Here is a 17052-nt window from a genome sequence, read left to right as displayed (position 1 = left end):
GCGGCGCGCGGGTGAACGCTCGTGGGCGCGTGTCCGCCCCGCGCGGCAGGATGGGTCCCGTGAGCGGAGAAGGCGTGGACACGGTCGACGGCGGGGACGTCCCCAGCGAGGCGCGGCACCGGTGGGAGGACCTCGTCGCGCAGATCGAGGCGGCCCGCTTCGCCTACTACGTGCGCAACTCCTCGCCGCTGAGCGACGGGCAGTACGACGCGCTGGAGCGGGAGCTGCGCGCGCTGGAGGAGCAGCACCCGCAGCTGCGCACCCCGGACTCCCCGACGCAGACGGTGGGCGGGACGTTCTCCACCGAGTTCACCACCGTCGACCACCCCGAGCGGATGCTCAGCCTGGACAACGCCTTCTCCACCGACGAGCTGTCGGCGTGGGCGGCCCGGGTGGAGCGCGAGGTCGGCGCCGGCGCCCGCTACCTGTGCGAGCCGAAGATCGACGGCCTGGCCATCGACCTCGTCTACGAGGACGGGCGCCTGGTGCGGGGGGTGACCCGCGGCGACGGCCGCACGGGGGAGGACGTCACCTTCAACGTCCGCACCGTCGAGGACGTCCCGCACCGGCTCACCGGGGCCGACGTCCCCGAGTTCCTCGAGGTGCGCGGGGAGGTCTTCTTCCACCTCGACGGCTTCGCGGCGATCAACGCCGGTCTCGTCGAGGCGGGGAAGCCGCCGTTCGCCAACCCCCGCAACGCGGCCGCGGGGTCGTTGCGGCAGAAGGACCCCCGCGTCACCGCGACCCGGCCGCTGCGGATGCTCGTCCACGGCGTCGGCGCGCGCCGGGGCATGGAGAACGACACCCAGTCCGGCGCCTACGAGAAGCTCGCGGCCTGGGGGCTGCCGACCTCGCCGCGGGTGAAGGTCGTGGACACCCTCGACGAGGTCGCCGAGTACGTCCGCTTCTACGGCGAGCACCGCCACGACGTGGAGCACGAGATCGACGGGGTCGTCGTCAAGGTCGACCAGGTCCCGCTGCAGCGCCGCCTCGGCAGCACCTCCCGGGCCCCGCGGTGGGCGATCGCCTACAAGTACCCGCCCGAGGAGGTGACCACGAGCCTGCTGGACATCCAGGTCAACGTCGGGCGCACCGGCCGGGTCACCCCGTTCGCGGTGCTGGAACCGGTCAAGGTCGCCGGGTCCACCGTCGCGATGGCCACCCTGCACAACGCCTCCGAGGTCGTGCGCAAGGGCGTCCTCATCGGCGACACCGTCGTCGTGCGCAAGGCCGGCGACGTGATCCCCGAGGTCCTCGGTCCCGTCGTGGAGTCCCGCACCGGCGCCGAGCGGGAGTTCGTCATGCCGACGGTGTGCCCCGAGTGCGGCACCCCGCTGGCCCACCAGCGGGCCGACGACGTCGACATCCGCTGCCCGAACTCCCGCAGCTGCCCCGCGCAGCTGCGCGAGCGCGTCTTCCACCTCGCCGGGCGCGGCTCCTTCGACGTCGAGGCGCTGGGCGACAAGGCGGCGGCGGCGCTGCTGCAGGCCGGGGTCATCGCCGACGAGGGCGACCTGTTCACCCTCACCGAGGACGACCTCGTCGGCGTCCCGCTGTTCACCACGAAGGCGGGGACGGTCTCGGCCAACGGCCGGCGCCTGCTGGCGAACCTGCACGACCGCAAGGACCAGCCCCTGTGGCGGGTCCTGGTCGGGCTCTCGATCCGGCACGTGGGGCCCACCGCCGCGCGCGCCCTCGCCGACCGGTTCGGGTCGATGGAGGCGATCGAGGCGGCCACCGCCGAGGACATCGCCTCCGCGGAGGGGGTCGGGCCGACCATCGCCGAGGCCGTCGTGGAGTGGCTGGCCGTCGACTGGCACCGCGACGTGGTCCGCAAGTGGCGCGAGGCCGGGGTCCGGATGGCCGACGAGCGCGACGAGTCCACCCCGCGCACCCTGGAGGGCCTCACGATCGTCGTCACCGGGTCGCTGAGCGGGTTCTCCCGCGACGAGGCCAAGGAGGCGGTCCTGTCCCGCGGGGGCAAGGCCTCCAGCGCGGTGTCGAAGAAGACGAGCTTCGTCGTCGTGGGGGAGGCCGCGGGGTCCAAGGCGGACAAGGCCGAGCAGCTGGGGGTGCCGGTCCTGGACGAGGAGGGCTTCGTCGCCCTGCTGGAGGGCGGGCCCGACGCGGTGGCGCGCCCGGCGGAGGAACCCGGCCAGGGGTGAGCGCCGGCCGCCGCGCCGGAGGGGACGACGAGCAGGAGCGGAGGGGGACGACGTGGCACGAGCTCACCGCCGGCGCCGGCGGCTGCGCCGGGGGGTCGAGGGCGCGTTCGAGGTCCTCGACCCGGCCGCCCTCCTCTGGTGGGTGGTCACGGCCCCGGTCCGGCTGCTGCGCGCGCTGCTCAACGCCCTCGGCTGAGGCGGGTCACCGGCTGAGGCGGGTCAGGCGCGCACCACGAGGACGCAGCACTTCGGCCCGCCCCCGCCCTTGAGCAGCTCCGAGAGGTCCACCGGCACCGGTTCGTACCCGCGCCCGCGCAGCTGCTCCGCGTAGCGGACGGCCCGGGGGGAGAGCACCACGCGGTGCCCGTCGCTGACGGCGTTCATGCCCAGCACCGCGGCCGTCCCCTCGTCGGTGGTCAGCGCGTCGGGGAACAGCTCCGCCAGCACCGCCCGCGACGCGGCGTCGAAGGCGCCGGGGAAGTACGCGACGTCGGGGTGCGCGGGGTCGTCGTCGAGCACGGTCAGGGCGGTGTCCAGGTGGTAGAACCGCGGGTCGACCAGCCGCAGCGAGGTGACCGGGCGACCCAGGACGCGGGACAGCTCGTCGTGGGCGGCGCGGGTGGTCCGGAAGCCGTGCCCGGCCAGCAGGTGCCCGCCCACGGGCAGCAGGTCGCCCTCGCCCTCGTTGGTCTCCACCGGCCGGTGCACCGGCCCGTACCCGTTCGCCTCCAGCCACGTCGCGAAGGCCTCGGCCTCCCCGGCGCGCTCGGGGTGGGCGAAGCGCACCCCGACCGTCCCGCCCGGGGTGATGAGCGCGCCGTTGGCGGCGTAGACCATGTCCGGCAGCCCGGGGGTGGCCGGGACGACGTCGACGGTGTGCCCCAGGCGCCGCAGCGTCGCCACCAGGGTCTCCCACTGGGCCAGCGCCAGCGCGGCGTCGACGGGCTGCGCCCGGTCCATCCAGGGGTTGATCTCGTAGCTGACGGTGAAGTGCTCCGGTCGGCACACCAGGAGGTGCAGCGGGCGCGCAGTGCGCCGGGCGCGCCGGTCCCCGAGCTCGGTGGTGGTCACGGCCCCGACGCTAGGTCCGGCGGGGGCACGGCTCAACCCGGCCCACCCCCCCGCCACCGGCCACGCGACCCCCGCCGCCGCGCTCCCGCGGCCCGTGGCCGGACCCCGCCCCCGCCCGCACGAATAGACTCCCGGTCGTGTCCGCCATCTCCCGATCCGAGGTCGAGCACCTCGCGCGCCTGGCGCGCATCGACATGACCGACGAGGAGCTGGACCGCATGGCGGGTCAGCTCGACGCGGTCCTCGATGCCGTGGCCCAGGTGGCCTCCGTCGTCACCGACGACGTGCCCGCGACCTCGCACCCCGTGCCCCTGACCAACGTCACCCGCCCCGACGTCGTGCGTCCCGGCCTGACCGCCGAGGAGGCCCTCGCCGGTGCCCCGGCCAGCGAGGACGGCCGCTTCCGCGTCCCGCAGATCCTGGGGGAGGAGGCGTGAGCGGCTCCGCGAGCGAACTCGTCCGCTGGGACGCCGCCCGGCTCTCCGAGGCGCTGCGCGCGGGGGAGGTCTCCGCCGAGGAGGTCACCCGCGCCCACCTGGACCGCATCGACGCCGTCGACGGGCCCACCTCGGGGGCCGGCGAGACCGGCGTGCACGCCTTCCTGCACGTCGACCACGAGGGCGCCCTGGCCCGCGCCCGGCAGATCGACGCCGACCGCGCCGCCGGCGCCGAGCTCGGCCCGCTGGCCGGGGTGCCGATCGGGGTCAAGGACGTCCTGACCACCAAGGGCCTGCCCACCACCGCCGGGTCGCGGATGCTGCAGGGCTGGGTCCCGCCGTACGACGCCACCGTCGTGCGCGAGCTGCACGCCGCCGGGCTCGTCGTCCTCGGCAAGACCAACATGGACGAGTTCGCCATGGGCTCCACCACCGAGCACTCCGCCTACGGCGTGACCCGCAACCCGTGGGACCCCACCCGGATCCCCGGCGGGTCCGGCGGCGGGTCCGCGGCGGCGCTCGCGGCGTTCGAGGCGCCGCTGACCATCGGCTCGGACACCGGCGGCTCCATCCGCCAGCCCGCGGCCGTCACCGGCACCGTCGGCGTCAAGCCCACCTACGGCGCGGTCTCCCGCTACGGCCTCATCGCGCTGGCCAGCTCGCTGGACCAGGCCGGCCCGTGCGCGCGGACGGTGCTCGACACCGCGCTGCTGCACGCCGTCATCGCCGGGCACGACCCCTACGACTCGACGTCGATCCCCGCCGCCGTCCCCGACGTCGTCGGGGCCGCGCGCCTGGGCGCCACCGGCGACCTCGCCGGGGTGAGGGTCGGGGTCGTGAGGGAGCTGTCCGGGGAGGGCTACGAACCGGGCGTCCTCGCCCGCTTCGAGGAGTCCCTGACCGAGCTGCGCGCCGCGGGCGCGGAGGTCGTCGAGCTCAGCCTGCCGAACATCGTCCACGCGCTCGCCGCGTACTACCTGATCCTGCCCAGCGAGGCGTCCAGCAACCTCGCCAAGTTCGACGGCATGCGCTACGGCCTGCGCGTCGTCCCCGAGGGGGAGCACGTCACCGCCGAGGCCGTCATGCGCGCCACCCGCGCCGCCGGTTTCGGCGACGAGGCCAAGCGCCGGATCATCCTCGGCACCTACGCGCTGTCGGCGGGCTACTACGACGCTTACTACGGCAGCGCGCAGAAGGTCCGCACCCTCGTGCAGCGCGACTTCGACGCGGCCTTCGGGTCCGTCGACGTGCTCGTTTCCCCGACCGCCCCGACGGTGGCCTACCGCCTGGGCGAGAAGCTCGACGACCCGCTGGCGATGTACGCCGGCGACGTCGCGACGATCCCGGCCAACCTCGCCGGGATCCCGGGGATGTCGCTGCCGTGCGGGCTCTCCGAGGGGCTGCCGGTCGGGTTGCAGGTCCTGGCCCCGCAGCAGGCCGACGACCGCCTGTACCGGGTCGGGGCCGCGCTGGAGGCGCGGTTGAACGACAAGTGGGGCGGGCCGCTGCTCGCGCAGGTTCCGACGTGGCAGGGGGCATCGGCGTGAGCGTCGAACTGGTCGACTACGACGAGGCGGTCGCGGAGTTCGACCCCGTCCTCGGGCTCGAGGTGCACGTCGAGCTGAACACCGCGACGAAGATGTTCTCCGGGTCGCCCACGGAGTTCGGCGCCGAGCCGAACACCCAGGTCGACCCGACCTCCCTGGGTCTGCCGGGCGCCATGCCGGTGCTCAACGCCAAGGCGCTGGAGTCGGCGATCCGGATCGGGCTGGCGCTGAACTGCTCCATCGCCGAGCGCTGCAGGTTCGCCCGGAAGAACTACTTCTACCCGGACATGCCCAAGAACTTCCAGACCTCGCAGTACGACGAGCCGATCGCCTTCGACGGGTACCTCGACGTCGACGTCCCGGCCAGCGAGGACGGGACGAAGCCGGCCTTCACCTACCGGGTGCTCATCGAGCGCGCCCACATGGAGGAGGACACCGGCAAGTCGCTGCACGTCGGCGGCTCCACCGGGCGCATCCACGGCGCGGAGTTCTCCCTCGTCGACTACAACCGCGCCGGGATCCCGCTCATCGAGATCGTCACCCGGCCCCTGGAGGGCACCGGGGACCGCGCGCCCGACGTGGCCCGCGCCTACGTCGCCGCCCTGCGCGACGTGCTGCGCTCCCTCGACGTCTCCGACGTCAAGATGGAGCAGGGCTCGCTGCGCTGCGACGTGAACCTGTCGCTGCGCCCGACGCCGCAGTCCCCGCTGGGGACGCGGTCGGAGACGAAGAACGTCAACTCGCTGCGCTCGGTCGAACGGGCCGTCCGCTACGAGGTCTCCCGCCACGCTGCCGTCCTGCGCTCGGGCGCGAAGGTCGTCCAGGAGACCCGGCACTGGCACGAGGACACCGGCCTGACGACCTCGGGCCGGGAGAAGTCCGACGCCGAGGACTACCGGTACTTCCCCGAGCCGGACCTCGTGCCCATCGTCCCGGACCGGGCGTGGGTCGAGGAGCTGCGGGCGGCGCTGCCGGAACCCCCGGCCCAGCGCCGCAAGCGGCTGCACGCCGAGTGGGGCTTCTCCGACCTGGAGTTCCGCGACCTCGTCAACGCCGGGGCCATCGACCTCGTCGAGGCCACCGTCGCCGCCGGCGCCTCGCCCGCCGCGGCGCGCAAGTGGTGGTCCGGTGAACTGGCCCGCCGCGCCAACGCCGACGGCGTCGAGCTCTCCGCCCTCGCGGTGGGCCCGGCCGACGTCGCCGAGCTGGCCGCGCTGGTCGAGGCGGGCAAGCTCACCGACCGCCTGGCGCGCGAGGCGCTGGAGGGCGTCCTCGCCGGCGAGGGGTCGGTGGCCGAGGTCGTCGAGGCGCGCGGCCTGGTCGTCGTGCAGGACGACGGCGCGCTGGTCGCCGCGGTCGAGAAGGTCCTCGCCGCCAACCCCGACGTCGTGGAGAAGATCCGCGGCGGCAAGGCGCAGGCCGCGGGGGCGCTCATCGGCCAGGTCATGAAGGAGATGCGCGGCAAGGCCGACGCCGCCCGGATCCGCGAGTTGGTGCTGGAGCGCGTGGGCTGACCCCGCGGGGGCGGTGACGACGAGCCCGGCGACGCGCCTCCCGCGCGTCGCCGCGCTCGTCCGCGTCCTCCCCGTCCGCACCCCCGCCGGCGGGTGGGCCCTGGATCGTCAGGCCCCCGACAGCGTCGGCACACGCGCGGCACAGGTTCTCCCGCGACACAGGAGGGGTACCGGGAACGACCCGGTCGCGAGGGGACGAGGACACCGTGAAGATCACCAAGAGGACGGTCGCGGCGGGCACCGTCGGCGCCGCCGCCGCCGGGGGACTGGGTCTGCTGCTGCTGAGCGCTCCGCTGGCCTCGGCCGCGACCACCGACGGCTCGGGCACGACCACGAGCAGCGAGGCGGGCGCGGGGGGCCGCCTGCAGGCCCTCCGGGACGCCCTGGCCGGGCTGGTGGGCGACGGCACGCTCACCCAGGACCAGGCCGACACCGTCGCGAGCGCCCTCAGCACCAGCGACGCCCTGCGCGGCGGGCACGGAGGCGGGCGGGGCGTGGACCTGGACGTCGCGGCCGCCACCATCGGCCTCAGCGCCGCGGACCTGCGCACCGCGCTGCAGGCCGAGGGCGCCACCCTGGCCGGCGTGGCCGCCGCCCACGACGTGGACCGGCAGACGCTCGTCGACGCCCTGGTGGCGGCCGGGGAGGAACGGCTCCGGCAGGCCGTCGCCGACGGCCGGCTCACGCAGGCCGAGGCCGACGAGCGCGCCGCGGACCTGCCCGAGCGGATCGACGCCGCGGTGCAGCGGGAGTCCACCGGCGGACCCGGGGGTCGCGGGGGCGGCCCGGGCGGGCGGGACGGCGACGGCACTGCGCCGGGCAGCACGCCGGGCAGCGCGTCCGGCAGCGCGTCCGGCAGCGCGTCCGGCACCGCGACGGGCAGCGCGTCCGGCACCGCCGCCTGAGGCTCCGGCCGGACCCGCCGCGGCACCGCCCCGGGCGGCCCGCGGCGGGGCCGCGCCCCGCGGGTTCCCCGGGACCGCCGCGGGACCGGGGGCCCGGCGGCAGACTGGGCCGGTGATCGGACCGGCCCGGGACACCACCCCGCGGGGGGCGGCGACGACCCGCCTCGCCGCGGGGTACCTCGCCGCGCAGGGGGTCGCGGTCGCCGCGTGGTGGGCGCTCCTGCTGGCGTGGCCGCCCGCCCGGGGGCCGTTCGAGCTCGGGGACCCGTCGGTGCTGCGCTCGTTCCTGCTGCCGGACGTGGGGTTCGGGCTGGCGTCGCTGCTCGCCGCCCGCCTGGTCGCCCGGGGCCGCCCCGCCGCGCTCGCCGCGGTCGCGGTCACGACCGGCGCGGTCGGGTACAGCACCGCCATGACCCTCGGGCACGTCGCCGCCCGCGGCGAGGGCGTGGTGGGGGCGGTGGCCATGGTCCTCGCCACCGCGGGCAGCGCGCTCTGCCTGCGCGCGGTCTCCCGGGCGGCCCGGTGAGGCTCTACCGCGTCGCGCGCCCCGCGTCGCACCGCCGCCACCTCGCGAAGACGCTGGGCTGGATGCTCCTGGTGTGGTTCCTGGCCCTGGTGGCGCTGCCCGCGGTGCTGCGCGGGGCCGAGCGGCTGGCGGGGGTGGACCGCCTCGTCGTCCCGGGCGGCGCGGTCACGGGCCCGGTCCTGCTCGCCGCCGCCAGCGCGCTCGGGGTCCGGTGCGCGTTCGCGATGGCGCGCGGCGGGGGGACCCCGGTGCCGTTCGACGCCGCCGCCCGCCTCGTCGTGCACGGCCCCTACCGGTGGGTGCGCAACCCGATGGCGGTCAGCGGGGTCGGTCAGGCCCTCGGCGTCGCGCTCGTGCTGGGGTCCCCCCTCTACCTCCTGGTCCCCCCGGCGGGCGCGCTGCTGTGGCACGTGGGCATCCGCCCCTCGGAGGAGCGCTTCCTCGCCGCGCGCTTCGGCGCGGAGTACACCGCCTACCGGCGCTCGGTGCCGTTGTGGGTCCCCCGCCGCGGGCCCCGGCGCGCGCGGGCCGGGCGGTGAGGGCCGCGCGGCCCGGCGGGCTCAGAGCAGCGGGACCCGGACCAGGCGGTCGTCCCCCGCGCGGGGCTGGCCGCGGAAGGTGTTGGAGGTGAGGACCCACAACGACCCGTCCGGGCCGACCTCGACGGTCCGCAACCGGCCCAGGGTCCCGTCGAGGTAGGCGTCCGGCGACCCCGTCGAACCGTCGGGGTTCAGCGGGACCCGCCACAGCTTCTGCCCCCGCAGGGCCGCGACGTACACGGCGTCCGGTGTCACGACGATCCCGCTGGGCGAGGCCTGGTCCGTGGTCCAGGTCTGCACGGGGGCGACGAACCGCCCGCCGCCGTCGCCGGGTCCCTCGACCTCGGGCCACCCGTGGTTCCCCCCGGCGCGGACGACGTTGAGCTCGTCCCAGGTGTCCTGCCCGAACTCCGCGGCGATGAGCCGACCGCCGGCGTCCCAGCCGAAGCCCTGCGGGTTGCGGTGCCCGTAGGACCAGGTGCGCGAACCGGGGAACGGGTTCCCCGCGGGGACCGAACCGTCGGGGGCGACCCGCAGGATCTTGCCGCCCAGGGAGTTCACGTCCTGCGCCGCCGCGCGGTCCTGCGCGTCGCCGGTGCCCACGTAGAGCATCCCGTCGGGCCCGAAGGCGATGCGGCCCCCGTTGTGGGTGGAGTTCTTCGGGATCCCGGTCAGCACCGGGGTCGCCCCCGTCAGCCGGTCCGCCGCCAGGGAGTAGCGCACGACGCGGTTGTCCCCGCGCGTGGTCTGGTACAGGTAGACGAACCCGTCGGTGGCGAACCCGGGGGAGAGGGCGATCCCGAGCAGGCCGCCCTCGCCGCCGGGGACCACGCCGGGGACCTTCCCGTCGGGTTCCTCGGTGCCGACCGCAGTCAGCACCCCCGGGCCCACCCGCACGACGCGGGCCTCGTCCCGCAACGTCACCAGGGCCGTCCCGTCCGGCAGCACGGCCAGCCCCCAGGGCACGTCCAGCCCGGTCACGACGTCGGTGGGTTCGCCCGGCAGGCCGGTCGCCGCGGCGAGCGCGTCCACCGGCGACGTCGTGCTCGGGGCGGGGGCCGGGTCCGCGGGGGCCGGGTCCGCGGGGGCCGGGGACGAGGCGGCGGGGGACGGGGCGGGCGCCGAGGACGGCGGGGCGCCGGCGTCGTCCCCGCCGGCGCAGCCGGTCAGCAGCGCGGCGGCGAGCGCGGCGGGGAGGAGGGCCTGACGTCGGCTGCGCACCGACCCATCGTCACCCCCGCGGCGCCCGCCCGCACGACCACCGCGCCCGGCTGGGTAGCGTGCGCGGGTGAGCGCCGGTCGGATCGTCGTCAGCCTGCCCACCGCGTCCTGGGTCCGGGCCCTCGGTCCCGTCGAGGGCGCCGACGTCGTCGTGTGGGACGGGCGCGGGCCCGCCCCGCACCCCGCGCCCGACCTCGTCGTCCCCGACTACGTCGCGACCCCGGACCTCTCCGCGCTGCCCGCGGCGACCCGCGCGGTGCAGCTGCTGACCATCGGCTACGACGGCGTCCCCGAGCAGCTGCCCGCGGGGGTGCTGCTCTGCAACGCCGCCGGGGTCCACGAGACCTCGACGGCCGAGCTCGCCGTCGGCCTGGCGATCCTCGCCCTGCGCGGTCTGGACGACGACGTCCGCGCGATGGCGACCGGGGAGTGGAAGCCGTCGCGGCGCACGTCGCTGGCCGACCGGCGGGTGCTGGTCGTGGGCTGGGGCGGGGTGGGGCGGGCCGTGGCCGACCGCCTGGCCCCCTTCGAGTGCGCGGTGACCGCGGTCGGCACCCGGGCCCGGGTGCAGGACGGGGTCGCGGTGCGCGCGAGCAGCGAGCTGCCCGGGCTGCTGCCCGAGCACGACGTCGTCGTCCTGGCCTGCCCCCTCACCGCCGCCACCCGCGGTCTGGCCGGGGCGGGTTTCCTGGCCGCGATGCCGGACGGGGCCCTGCTCGTGAACGTCGCCCGCGGGCCGGTCGTCGACACCGCGGCCCTCGTCGCGGAACTGCGCACCGGGCGGCTGCGGGCCGCGCTGGACGTCACCGACCCCGAGCCGCTGCCCGCCGACCACGAGCTGTGGTCGCTGCCGGGGGTCGTCGTCACCCCCCACGTCGGGGGGAACTCCACGGCGTTCCGGCCGCGGATGCTGCGGCTGCTGCGCGAGCAGGTCGCCCGGTTGGTGGCCGGTCAGGAACCGGTCAACGTCGTGGCCCCGGCCACCGCCTCGTCGTAGCGGGCGAGCACCAGGTCCACCAGGGCCGGGTGCACGCCCAGCGGTTCGGCGACCACGTCGGCTCCCGCCGCGGCCAGCCGGGCGGAGAACACCCCCGGCGCCAGCAGGTACCCGGCGACGGCGACCTCCGCCGCTCCCGCGGCGCGGGCGGCGGCCACCGCGTCGGCGACGGTGGGTTCCTGGGCCGAGAGGAAACCCGACGTCACCGCCCGCCCGGTGCGGGCCGAGAGCGAGGCGACGGCGGCCTGCACGTCGGCGGCGGCGCGGGCGTCGGAGGACCCCGCCGCGGCGAGGACGACCGCGCCGGGGAACTCCTCGACGGGGGTGCCCAGCGCCTCCTCCAGCCGGTCCACGAGCGCGGCGGTGATGACCTCGTCCGGGCCCAGGGCGGGGGCGGCGACGGCACGTCCCCCGGTGTCCCGCAACGCCTGCGCGATGTCGACCCGCACGTGGTACCCGCTGGAGAGCAGCAGGGGGACCACGACGCAGCGCTCCCCGCCGGCCACCAGCTCCTCCACCACCGCGCCCAGTTCCGGTTCCTGCACGTCCACGTGCGCGGCCACCACCCGCAACCCCGGCCGGGCCGCGCGGACCGCCGCCCGCAGCGCCTCGACCACGGCGCGACCCGGTGCGGAGCGGGTGCCGTGCGAGCAGGCCACCAGCACCGGGTCCCCGACCGTCCCGCGCCGCGCGTCCTGCGGGGCGTCCTCGACGGTGGTGCCCACGGTCTCCTCCAGGGTGTCCGTCACGTTCTCCTCCAGGGTCTGCTGCGCGGTGCTCACCGGGGCACCACGTCCAGCCGGTAGCCGCGCTTGACGACGGTGCGGACCAGTCCCGCGCTGGGCAGCGCCGAGCGCAACCGGCCCACCGTCACCTCCACGGCGTGCTCGTCGGCGGCGCCCGGCAGCGCGGCCAGCAGGTCCTCCCGGCTCAGCACCGCGCCGCCGGCCTCGGCCAGGCGGCGCAGCACGGCCAGCGGGCCCGGGGCCAGGTCGAGCACCTGCCCGTCCAGGACCGCGGCCTGGGCCCGCAGCCGCAGCACCCCCGCGGTCGTCGCCACGCAGGCCAGGGGGTTCTCGGCCAGGTGCGTCGTGAGGGTGCGCAGCAGCGCGCCGAGGCGCCACCGGTCCGGGATCAGCGGTTCGACACCCACCGCGCGCAGGGGTTCGGCGGTCACGTCGCCCACGGCGCAGGCCACGACCCCGTTCCCGCAGGCCGCGACGACCTCGTCCAGGCGGCCCTGGCGCCGGGCGACCTCCAGCAGGGCGAGTGCGCCCGGGGCGCTGGTGAACGTCACCGCGTCCAGCCGCCGGGTCGCGACGAGGTCCACGAGGCGTTCCACCGCGACCGGGTCGGCCGGGGGCAGCCAGCGGTAGACCGAGACCCCGCGCACCCGCGCCCCCGCCGCCCGCAGGGGTTCCAGCTGGTCCTGGTCGGCCGCGCCGTGCAGCTGCACGACGATGGAGCGGCCGGCGACGCCCTCGGTGACCAGGCGCTGCACGGCCTCCGCGGTCTGCTCCGAGGCCGCCGACCACTCTTCCCGCAGCCCGTTGGCCCGGATGACCCCCGTCGCCTTCGGGCCCCGCGCGAACAACCGCGCCCGCCCGAACGTCTCCAGCAGCGGCGCGGCCAGCCCGGCCGCGTCGGCGGCCTCCACCCAGCCCCGCAACCCGATGCCGGTGGTGATGAGGACGTCGTCGGGCGGGTCGGCGATGACGTCGCGGGTCTCGGCCAGCAGCTGGTCGTCCTCGGTGAGGGGGACGATCCGCATCGTCGGGGCGTGCACGACGCGGGCGCCCTTGCGCTCGAAGGTGGCGACCATGTCGCCGGAGCGGCGGTCGCTGGTGACGCCGACGGTCACGCCCAGCAGCTGCGGCGCCTCCGGGGCGGTGGTCGGGGTGGTCGGGGTGGCCGAGGCCTCGGTCGGGGTGGGATCGGTCACGACAGCGGACGGTAGGCGACGTCGGGCCCCACCGTCACGCCCTCCTCGTCCGCCACGCCCGCCAGCCCCGCCAGCCCCGCCACGGCGCCGACCACGATCACCGCGGGGGAGCGCACCCCGCGCCGGGCGGCGGTTGCCGCGATGTCGCCCAGCGTGCCGCGGGTCGTGCGCTGGTCCGGGCGCCAGCCGTTCTCCACGATCGCCACCGGGGTGGAGGCGGGCTTGCCCGCGGCCACCAGGTCCGCGCACAGCCGCGGCAGCATCGTCACCCCCATGAGGAAGACGACCGTCCCGTCCAGCCGGGCCAGGGTGGCGGCGTCGACGTCCTCGTGCCCGCTGACCACCGTCACCGACCGCGACAGCCCCCGGTGGGTGACCGGGATCCCGGCCGCGGCGGGCACGGCGAACGCGCTCGTCACCCCCGGCACCACCTCGACCTCCACCCCGGCGGCGCGGCAGGCCAGGACCTCCTCGCCGCCGCGGCCCAGGACGTAGCTGTCGCCGCCCTTGAGGCGCACGACCCGCCGCCCGGCCCGCGCGTGCTCGACGAGGATGCGGTTGATCTCCTCCTGGGGCACCGGGTGGTGGTCGGGGGTCTTGCCCACGTCGACGACCTGCACGTCGGGGTCCAGCTCGTCGAGGACGGCCGTGGGCGCCAGGCGGTCCACCACGACGACGTCGGCCTCGGCGAGGCGCCGGCGCCCGCGCAGCGTCAGCAGGTCCACCTCGCCGGGGCCCCCGCCCACCAGCGTGACGCGCCCGGCCCCGGGACGGCGGCGGCGCAGCGGTGCGGCCCCGGAGTCCAGCCACCGCGAGAGGGCCTCCCGCAGGCCCCGGGCGCGCCGCGGGTCGCCCCCGGCGGTCACCGAGACCGTCACGCCCTCGCGGCGGACCACCGACGGCGTCCAGGCGCTGGAGGCGCGGGCGTCGTCGGCGCGCACGCACCACACCCGCAGCGCCTCGGCGGCCGCGGCGACCTCGGCGTCGGCGCGGGGGTCGCCGGTGGCGGTGTGCACCAGCCACGCGTCGGCGACGTCGCGGGGTTCGACCTCGCGCTGCTCCCACGTCAGGTCCGGCAGCAGGTCGCGCAGGTCCTCGCACACCGCGGGGGCCACCACGAGCACGTCGGCGCCCGCGGCGACGAGGTCGCGGGCCCGGCGGGCGGCCACCGGGCCCCCGCCGGCGACGAGGACGCGGCGCCCGGAGACGTCCAGGTGCAGGGGGTAGGCCACCGCGCCGACCTCCTCTCCGCCCGGGGTCACAGGACCACGCTCACGACACCATCGTCCCCGACGGAGCAGGGGTGCACCGCGATCGGGTCCTGCCCGGTCGTGGACTCGCCCGTGCGCAGGTCGAAGGCGTTCAGGTGCAGCGGGCACACCACGACCCCCTCGTCGACCTGCCCGTCGGCCAGCGGCCCGCCGGCGTGCGGGCAGGCGGCCTGCACGGCGCTCACCCGGCCGCTGCGGTGGCGGAACAGCGCCACCTGCTGCCCGTCGACGACGTAGGTGCGGCCCTCCCCGAACGGCAGCTCGCTCGCGGGGCACACCGCGTGGGTGGTGGTCGTGGAGGCGGTCATCGGGGCACCCTCAGCGAGTCGGGACGGGCGGTGGGCAGCGGCAGGGCGACGGTCGTCCCGCCGGGGGCCCCGGCGGGGCGGCCGGGCACCAGCGGCAGGTCCACCAGCGGCAGCGCGGGGCGGAACTGCCCCTCGGTGACCGGTTCCCGGCCCTCCAGCCACGGGTCGCGGTAGTTGTCCACCGTCGCCTGCATCCGCTCGTCCAGACCGGCCACGAGGCCGTCGGAGTCCTCCAGCAGGACCTTCTTCACCCGGTCCAGCCCCAGGCGGGGCACGAACTCGTAGGTGCGCTCCAGCCAGTTGCCCCACTCCCGGTAGAACTGGATGAACCGCCCCGTCAGGGTGATGACCTCCTCGGGGGAGTCCACCGTGGCCAGCAGGTCGCCCTTGCGCACGGAGGCGCCGGCGGCCCCACCGACGTACACCTCCCACTTGCCCGCGCCGATCGCGACGACCCCGATGTCCTTGACGTAGGCCTCCGCGCAGTTGCGGGGGCAGCCGACGACGCCCAGCTTCAGCTTCGCCGGGGTCTCGACCCCCTGGAAGCGGGTCTCGAGGTCGATGCCGAGCTGGGTGGAGTCGCCCAGCCCGAAGCGGCAGAAGTCGGTGCCCACGCACGTCTTCACCGTCCGGAAGCTCTTGCCGTAGGCGTAGCCCGAGGGCATCCCCAGGTCCGCCCAGACCTTCGGCAGGTCCTCCTTGCGGATCCCCAGCAGGTCCACCCGCTGCCCGCCCGTGACCTTGATCATGCCGACGTCGTACTTGTCGGCGACGTCGGCGATCTTGCGGAGCTGCTCGGCGGTCGTCACCCCGCCCTTCATCTGCGGGACCACCGAGAACGTCCCGTCGCGCTGGATGTTGGCGTGCACCCGGTCGTTGATGAACCGGCCGTCGCGCTCGTCCTGGTCCAGGCCCTCGGGCCACATCATCCGCAGCAGCGAGGTCAGGCCCATCTTCGACTTCGCGTCCTCGACCCCGCCGGGGGCGAGTTCGCGGAACACCGCCGAGACCGACTTCAGCCGGCGCTCGCGGATCGCGGCCATGAGCTCCGGCTTGGCCAGCGGGATCGCCGGGACGTACCAGTTCGCGCTCTCGTCGACGGTGAGGTTCCCGCCGGCGGCCCACTCGGTGACCTGCTCCACCAGGGTCTTGCAGGACCCGCAGCCCTTGCCGGCCTTGGTCTTGCCCATGACCGCGTTGACCGAGGTGCAGCCGCCGGCGACGGCGTCGACGATCTTCCCCTTGGTCACGCCGTTGCAGTTGCAGACCTGGACGTCGTCGGCGAGCTCGGCGACCGAGGTCGCCTCGTCGGGGGAGCCGAGGTCGAACAGCAGGCTCATGCGTTCCTCGGGCAGCGGCAGGCCCTGGTCGAAGGCCTGGGTGAGGAACGCGGTCTTGCGCACGTCGCCGAGCAGCGTGGCGCCCACCAGGCGCCCGTCGCGGATGACGACGTTGAGGTACACCCCGCGGTGGGGTTCGGAGAACACGACGAACTCGTCGTCGTCGCGCTCGGGCCCGGCCAGGCCCATGGCCACGACGTCGACCCCGGCGACCTTGAGCTTGGTCGAGGTCCGCGAGCCGTGGTAGGCCGCGTCGGGGCGGGAACCGGTGAGGTGGTCGGCCAGGACCCCGGCCTGGTCCCACAGCGGCGCCACCAGCCCGTAGGTCTGGCCGCGGTGCTGCACGCACTCCCCGACGGCGTAGATCCCGTCCGCGGTCCCCTCCTCCCCCTCCTCCCCGGCGCTGCACTGCATCCGGTCGTCCACGACGACCCCGCGCTGGACCTCCAGGCCCGAGCGCAGGGCGACGTCGGTGTTGGGCCGGATGCCCGCGGCGACGACGACGAAGTCCGCGTCGAGCACCGTGCCGTCGGGCAGTTCCACGCCGGTGACCCGGTCGGTGCCGCGCAGGCCACGGGTGCGGACGCCGGTGTGGACCCGGATGCCGAGCTCCTCGATCTTGCGGCGCAGCACGCGCCCGGCCTCGGGCCCGAGCTGCTGGTTCATCAGGTGCTGGGGGGAGTGGACGAGGTGCACCTCGAGGCCGTGGGTCGCCAGGCCGTGCGCGGCCTCCAGGCCGAGCAGCCCGCCCCCGATGACGACGGCGCGCCGGTGGGTGCGGGCCGCGGTGAGCAGCGACCGGGCGTCGTCGAGGGTCCGGAACCCGAACACCCCGTCCAGCACGGTGCCGTCGGGGCGGTGCAGGCCCTCCATGGTGGGGAAGAACGGCGTGGACCCCGTCGCGAGGAGCAGGACGTCGTAGAGGGTCTGCCCCCCGTCGGCGTCGTGGACGACCTTGGCGAAGCGGTCGATGCGGTCCACCCGCACCCCGGCGCGCAGGTCGATGCCGTTCTCGGCGTACCAGGGCAGGGTGTTGAGGAAGATGCCCTCCTCGGTCTCCTCCCCGGACAGCACGTGGGACAGCATGATGCGGTTGTAGTTCCCGTACGGCTCGTCGCCGAAGACGGTGATGGCGAACTGGTCGGAACCGCCGCGCTCCAGCAGTTCCTCCACGGCGCGGATCCCGGCCATCCCGTTGCCCACCACCACGAGGCGGCGCTGCGGGCGGCGCTGGGCGGGGACGGTGGCGGTGGCGGTCGTCTCGGTCAC

Annotated in this window: 16 protein-coding genes; 9 read left to right on the top strand and 7 right to left on the bottom strand. The window is 76.1% G+C overall.

Annotation, left to right across the window (positions count from 1 at the left end; all coding sequences use genetic code 11):
* Nucleotides 1–50 precede the first annotated feature (50 nt).
* Nucleotides 51–2165 (top strand): NAD-dependent DNA ligase LigA, encoded by a 2115-nt coding sequence (gene ligA / locus KRAD_RS04505; RefSeq protein ID WP_049821068.1) that lies wholly within the window; start codon nucleotides 51–53, stop codon nucleotides 2163–2165.
* Between the two features lie 52 nt (nucleotides 2166–2217).
* Nucleotides 2218–2361: a hypothetical protein gene (locus KRAD_RS25875; protein ID WP_157873475.1), complete on the top strand. Its 144-nt coding sequence runs from the start codon at nucleotides 2218–2220 to the stop codon at nucleotides 2359–2361.
* 23 nt (nucleotides 2362–2384) lie between these two features.
* Here the strand turns inward: KRAD_RS25875 and ddaH are convergent, their stop codons facing one another.
* Nucleotides 2385–3236: a dimethylargininase gene (ddaH, locus tag KRAD_RS04500; protein ID WP_049821067.1), complete on the bottom strand. Its 852-nt coding sequence runs from the start codon at nucleotides 3234–3236 to the stop codon at nucleotides 2385–2387.
* A gap of 137 nt (nucleotides 3237–3373) precedes the next feature.
* Between ddaH and gatC the strand changes: the two genes are divergently transcribed.
* The 6 genes from gatC (at nucleotide 3374) to KRAD_RS04470 (ending at nucleotide 8704) form a co-directional block, all read left to right on the top strand.
* On the top strand, nucleotides 3374–3673 hold the full coding sequence (gene gatC, locus KRAD_RS04495) for an Asp-tRNA(Asn)/Glu-tRNA(Gln) amidotransferase subunit GatC (protein WP_012084339.1): 300 nt from the start codon (nucleotides 3374–3376) through the stop codon (nucleotides 3671–3673).
* Nucleotides 3670–5220: an Asp-tRNA(Asn)/Glu-tRNA(Gln) amidotransferase subunit GatA gene (gene gatA / locus KRAD_RS04490; RefSeq protein WP_012084338.1), complete on the top strand. Its 1551-nt coding sequence runs from the start codon at nucleotides 3670–3672 to the stop codon at nucleotides 5218–5220. Before gatC ends, gatA begins: the two co-directional genes overlap by 4 nt.
* The gene (gene gatB, locus KRAD_RS04485) at nucleotides 5217–6734 is read left to right on the top strand and encodes an Asp-tRNA(Asn)/Glu-tRNA(Gln) amidotransferase subunit GatB (protein ID WP_012084337.1); all 1518 of its coding nucleotides are present in this window, start codon (nucleotides 5217–5219) and stop codon (nucleotides 6732–6734) included. Before gatA ends, gatB begins: the two co-directional genes overlap by 4 nt.
* 206 nt (nucleotides 6735–6940) lie before the next feature.
* Nucleotides 6941–7639 (top strand): hypothetical protein, encoded by a 699-nt coding sequence (locus KRAD_RS23940; protein ID WP_012084336.1) that lies wholly within the window; start codon nucleotides 6941–6943, stop codon nucleotides 7637–7639.
* 112 nt (nucleotides 7640–7751) lie between these two features.
* Nucleotides 7752–8165, top strand: coding sequence for a hypothetical protein (locus KRAD_RS04475; protein WP_041291896.1), 414 nt, complete (start codon nucleotides 7752–7754; stop codon nucleotides 8163–8165).
* Nucleotides 8162–8704, top strand: a complete 543-nt coding sequence (locus KRAD_RS04470) for a methyltransferase family protein (protein WP_049821066.1) — start codon at nucleotides 8162–8164, stop codon at nucleotides 8702–8704. The genes KRAD_RS04475 and KRAD_RS04470 overlap by 4 nt, the downstream gene beginning before the upstream one ends.
* A gap of 21 nt (nucleotides 8705–8725) precedes the next feature.
* On the opposite strand, the gene KRAD_RS04465 is transcribed toward KRAD_RS04470, so the two are convergent.
* Nucleotides 8726–9925 (bottom strand): PQQ-dependent sugar dehydrogenase, encoded by a 1200-nt coding sequence (locus tag KRAD_RS04465; RefSeq protein ID WP_012084333.1) that lies wholly within the window; start codon nucleotides 9923–9925, stop codon nucleotides 8726–8728.
* 67 nt (nucleotides 9926–9992) lie between these two features.
* Between KRAD_RS04465 and KRAD_RS04460 the strand changes: the two genes are divergently transcribed.
* Nucleotides 9993–10922 (top strand): 2-hydroxyacid dehydrogenase, encoded by a 930-nt coding sequence (locus KRAD_RS04460; protein WP_012084332.1) that lies wholly within the window; start codon nucleotides 9993–9995, stop codon nucleotides 10920–10922.
* Here the strand turns inward: KRAD_RS04460 and KRAD_RS04455 are convergent.
* The 5 genes from KRAD_RS04455 to nirB are packed head-to-tail and all read right to left on the bottom strand — an operon-like array spanning nucleotide 10877 to nucleotide 17052.
* Nucleotides 10877–11704, bottom strand: a complete 828-nt coding sequence (locus tag KRAD_RS04455) for a sirohydrochlorin chelatase (protein WP_012084331.1) — start codon at nucleotides 11702–11704, stop codon at nucleotides 10877–10879. The genes KRAD_RS04460 and KRAD_RS04455 overlap by 46 nt on opposite strands.
* Complete coding sequence (locus KRAD_RS04450; protein ID WP_012084329.1) at nucleotides 11701–12864, bottom strand: uroporphyrinogen-III synthase; 1164 nt, start codon at nucleotides 12862–12864, stop codon at nucleotides 11701–11703. Before KRAD_RS04450 ends, KRAD_RS04455 begins: the two co-directional genes overlap by 4 nt.
* Entirely contained in the window at nucleotides 12861–14126 is a 1266-nt protein-coding gene (gene cobA / locus KRAD_RS04445; RefSeq protein ID WP_012084328.1) for a uroporphyrinogen-III C-methyltransferase, read from the bottom strand. Before cobA ends, KRAD_RS04450 begins: the two co-directional genes overlap by 4 nt.
* Nucleotides 14123–14443, bottom strand: coding sequence for a Rieske (2Fe-2S) protein (locus KRAD_RS04440; RefSeq protein WP_012084327.1), 321 nt, complete (start codon nucleotides 14441–14443; stop codon nucleotides 14123–14125). Before KRAD_RS04440 ends, cobA begins: the two co-directional genes overlap by 4 nt.
* The gene (gene nirB / locus KRAD_RS04435) at nucleotides 14440–17052 is read right to left on the bottom strand and encodes a nitrite reductase large subunit NirB (protein ID WP_012084326.1); all 2613 of its coding nucleotides are present in this window, start codon (nucleotides 17050–17052) and stop codon (nucleotides 14440–14442) included. The genes KRAD_RS04440 and nirB overlap by 4 nt, the downstream gene beginning before the upstream one ends.

Origin of the sequence: Kineococcus radiotolerans SRS30216 = ATCC BAA-149, assembly GCF_000017305.1 — a bacterium.
Classification (GTDB): Bacteria; Actinomycetota; Actinomycetes; order Actinomycetales; family Kineococcaceae; genus Kineococcus; species Kineococcus radiotolerans.
This window is presented reverse-complemented; position numbering and strand designations above follow the sequence as displayed.